General features: G+C 52.8%; 3 protein-coding genes and 3 tRNA genes. All 6 read left to right on the top strand.

The genetic code is table 11. The features are described from left to right. The first annotated feature begins 114 nt into the window (after positions 1–114). Positions 115–1,080, top strand: coding sequence for a bifunctional biotin--[acetyl-CoA-carboxylase] ligase/biotin operon repressor BirA (gene birA, locus MCB86_RS05845; protein WP_239610284.1), 966 nt, complete (start codon positions 115–117; stop codon positions 1,078–1,080). Then, positions 1,070–1,810, top strand: a complete 741-nt coding sequence (locus MCB86_RS05840) for a type III pantothenate kinase (protein WP_045160585.1) — start codon at positions 1,070–1,072, stop codon at positions 1,808–1,810. The genes birA and MCB86_RS05840 overlap by 11 nt, the downstream gene beginning before the upstream one ends. Before the next feature lie 10 nt (positions 1,811–1,820). Continuing rightward, positions 1,821–2,483, top strand: a complete 663-nt coding sequence (locus tag MCB86_RS05835) for an SPOR domain-containing protein (RefSeq protein WP_239610283.1) — start codon at positions 1,821–1,823, stop codon at positions 2,481–2,483. 133 nt (positions 2,484–2,616) lie between these two features. Further along, positions 2,617–2,701 (top strand) — tRNA-Tyr (locus tag MCB86_RS05830). A 25-nt stretch (positions 2,702–2,726) separates the two neighbouring features. Then, positions 2,727–2,800: transfer RNA gene (locus MCB86_RS05825), tRNA-Gly, on the top strand. A gap of 28 nt (positions 2,801–2,828) precedes the next feature. Continuing rightward, positions 2,829–2,904 (top strand) — tRNA-Thr (locus MCB86_RS05820). Positions 2,905–3,036: the final 132 nt, after the last annotated feature.

Here is a 3,036-nt window from a genome sequence, read left to right as displayed (position 1 = left end):
ACACCAAACCCCCGATCATCGAAAGATGGCCGGGGGTTTGTCTTTGGGCGCGGGAAAACTCGCTGGGCTTTGGAACTGCAGCTATCATGCCTGGCTTGCTGGTTAGGGGACCTTATGAGTGAATTACTACGGCTACTTGGTGACGGTCGTTTTCATTCTGGCGAAGAGCTGGGTGCTGCTCTTGGTGTGAGTCGGAGCGCTGTATGGAAATATCTGCAGCGACTTGAGGCCGAATACGATATTGAGCTGTTCAGAGTGCCCGGGAAAGGTTATCGGCTGGCAGAGCCGTTTTCGTTGCTGAACTATGAGTCGTGCTCTGCCGCACTGGCGCATTTAGGCTGGCAGCTTTGCTTCCGAGACACAGTGGACTCTACTAATGCCGAAGCATTGAGGCTGCTGCGCTCAGAAGTTGCAGCGCCGTTCGTAGTATTGGCTGAGAGTCAGATCAATGGCCGAGGCCGCAGGGGGCGAGTATGGGTGAGCCCGTTTGGGAGAAACCTCTATTATTCCTTGGCGCTGAAAATTGCAAATGGCTCTGAGGGGCTGTCTGGCCTGAGCTTGGTCGTAGGTTTGGCCGTTCTCCATGCTCTGCGTCGGGCAGGAGTTGAGGATGTCGGGCTTAAGTGGCCCAACGATCTTTATGTCAGCGGCAAGAAGATAGCTGGAATCCTGTTGGAGCTGACCGGGGACCCGGCCGATGTATGTCACGTCATTATCGGCATCGGAATAAACGTAAATATGATTTCAGATGGCCTAGATATAGATCAGCCTTGGACGTCGGTCAGAGCCCAGACGGGAGTCTTGGTGGATCGAAGTGAGCTGGCAAGTTTTGTCAGTGAGTCGCTGCATCATTATGTGAATCTGCACGCCCAGCAGGGATTTTCCTCGCTGCGGGGCGAATGGGAGGCGAATAATGTCTGGCAGGGCAAGCGCTGTGTTTTAAGTGCGGGCGCCCACCAGATTAAAGGCCTGATGCTCGGTATAGATGAGCATGGCGCTTTACGGCTATTGGTTGATGGTCAGGGGGAGCAGCGTTTTAGCGGGGGAGAACTAAGCTTGAGGATCGATCATGATTCTTGAGCTCGATTGCGGAAACAGTTTTATCAAATGGCGCGTTGTTTCTGGCGCTAATAAAGCCGTATTAACTGAAGGCATTGCTACTCATGTGGCGGATGTTGTCCGAGATCTGCTCGATGGGCGCATCGGGAAAATCACCCGCTGCCGGCTGGTTAGTGTCAGAAGCGATGCTGAAACCACGGCGTTAGTGCATGTGCTTTCTGAGGCATTGGGCGTGAACGTGGCCAGAGCGCGCCCGGCCGACCGTTTTGCCGGCGTTGTGAATGGCTATCGTGACCAGCAGCGTTTAGGGTTGGATCGTTGGCTAGCTGTTCTTGCTGCCTATGACCTGTGTAGGGGCGCCTGTTTAGTTATCGATTTAGGTACGGCTATTACCGTAGATCTCGTTGCTTGCGATGGGGTGCATCTCGGCGGCTACATAGCTCCAGGAATCGCTCTGCTGCGAGCGCAATTGGTCGATCACACTCGCCGTATCCGATACGACGTGGCAGAAGCTGCGCTCGCGTTGAGTGATGTTGCTCCTGGTAGGAGTACCGCCGAAGCCGTTGAGCGGGGCTGTCTAATCATGGTGCGCAGCTATCTCTCTAGTCAAATTTCCTTTGCCAATAGTCACTTAGGTGACGACTTTACTATCTACGTCACCGGGGGGGATGCCGCAATAGCAGCGGATCTTCCGGGTGTAAGATGTGTGCCAGATTTGGTTTTCAGAGGCCTGGCGATAGCCTGTCCCTAAAGAGGTATCGATGCGCTGGCTTTTAATGCTTCTAGTGATACTGAATCTGCTGCTTTACTTGTATCACCTAAACCAAACTCCGTCGGTGGTAAGTGAGGCTTCAGGGCAGCGAGTACCTCCAAGAGATGCTGGCATCAAGCTGCTGAGTGAAACGAAGCCTTTGGCGCGCCGTGAGTCAGAGCAAGATGTGGATAGTGCCTGTCTGTTTCTGGGAGGCTTCGATGAGGAATCAATCGCACTGGCTGTTGAGCAGCGTTTGTTGAGTCTAGACATCGATTCCCGCGTCGAGCCTGTAGATGAGGCCGCTGGCGTTGACTACTGGGTGTACCTGCCTCCGCTTGTGTCTCGGCAGGCATCGCTGCGTCAGTTGCGAGAGCTGCAATCTCGCAATATCGACAGTTACATAATCACTGTTGGCGATCTGTCTAATGGGATCTCTCTCGGGATATTTTCTCGTAAGGATTCTGCTGAAAGTGTCGTCAATCGTTTGCAGGGTGTTGACTATGCGGCGTTGATTCGTGAGCTGCCCAGAACCCATCGTCGTTATTGGGTCCGGGTGGCGGACGTTCGTCAGCACTTATTGAACGGTTCATTGCTTGCTGAGCTTATGAGGGATTTTCCTGAGCTTGAGCATCGACAAATGCCTTGCTCAAGCATTGCAACTTCAGAGTAGTTTACATAGAATGGCGCCCGCTCAGCAGCATACCCCTCAGGGGCGCTACTTAGCGCTGTCAGCTAACCTCAAGTTTTTAATGAGAAAATGCTTGACAGTGAGGAGGTTGGCAATGAAAATGCCGCCTCGTTTTGGAGGGGTTCCCGAGCGGCCAAAGGGATCAGACTGTAAATCTGACGTCATCGACTTCGAAGGTTCGAATCCTTCCCCCTCCACCAGATTTTAGCGTAGGCCTCGGCTAACGCGGGTATAGTTTAGTGGTAGAACCTCAGCCTTCCAAGCTGATGATGCGGGTTCGATTCCCGCTACCCGCTCCAGGTTTTAAGCATCTATGCGACAAGATTCGCTCATGTAGCTCAGCTGGTAGAGCACACCCTTGGTAAGGGTGAGGTCAGCGGTTCAAATCCGCTCATGAGCTCCAACCCCAAAGGCAGATATGTAAATATCTGCCTTTGTTTTAATGGTGGCGTGACTAGCTCAATTCAACGATGGGAGACGGTCTCGATGGCTAAAGAAAAATTCGAACGTAACAAACCGCACCTGAACGTCGGTA

Origin of the sequence: Pseudomonas sp. KSR10 (assembly GCF_022355455.1) — a bacterium.
GTDB classification, from domain to species: domain Bacteria; phylum Pseudomonadota; class Gammaproteobacteria; order Pseudomonadales; family Pseudomonadaceae; genus Stutzerimonas; species Stutzerimonas stutzeri_E.
This window is presented reverse-complemented; position numbering and strand designations above follow the sequence as displayed.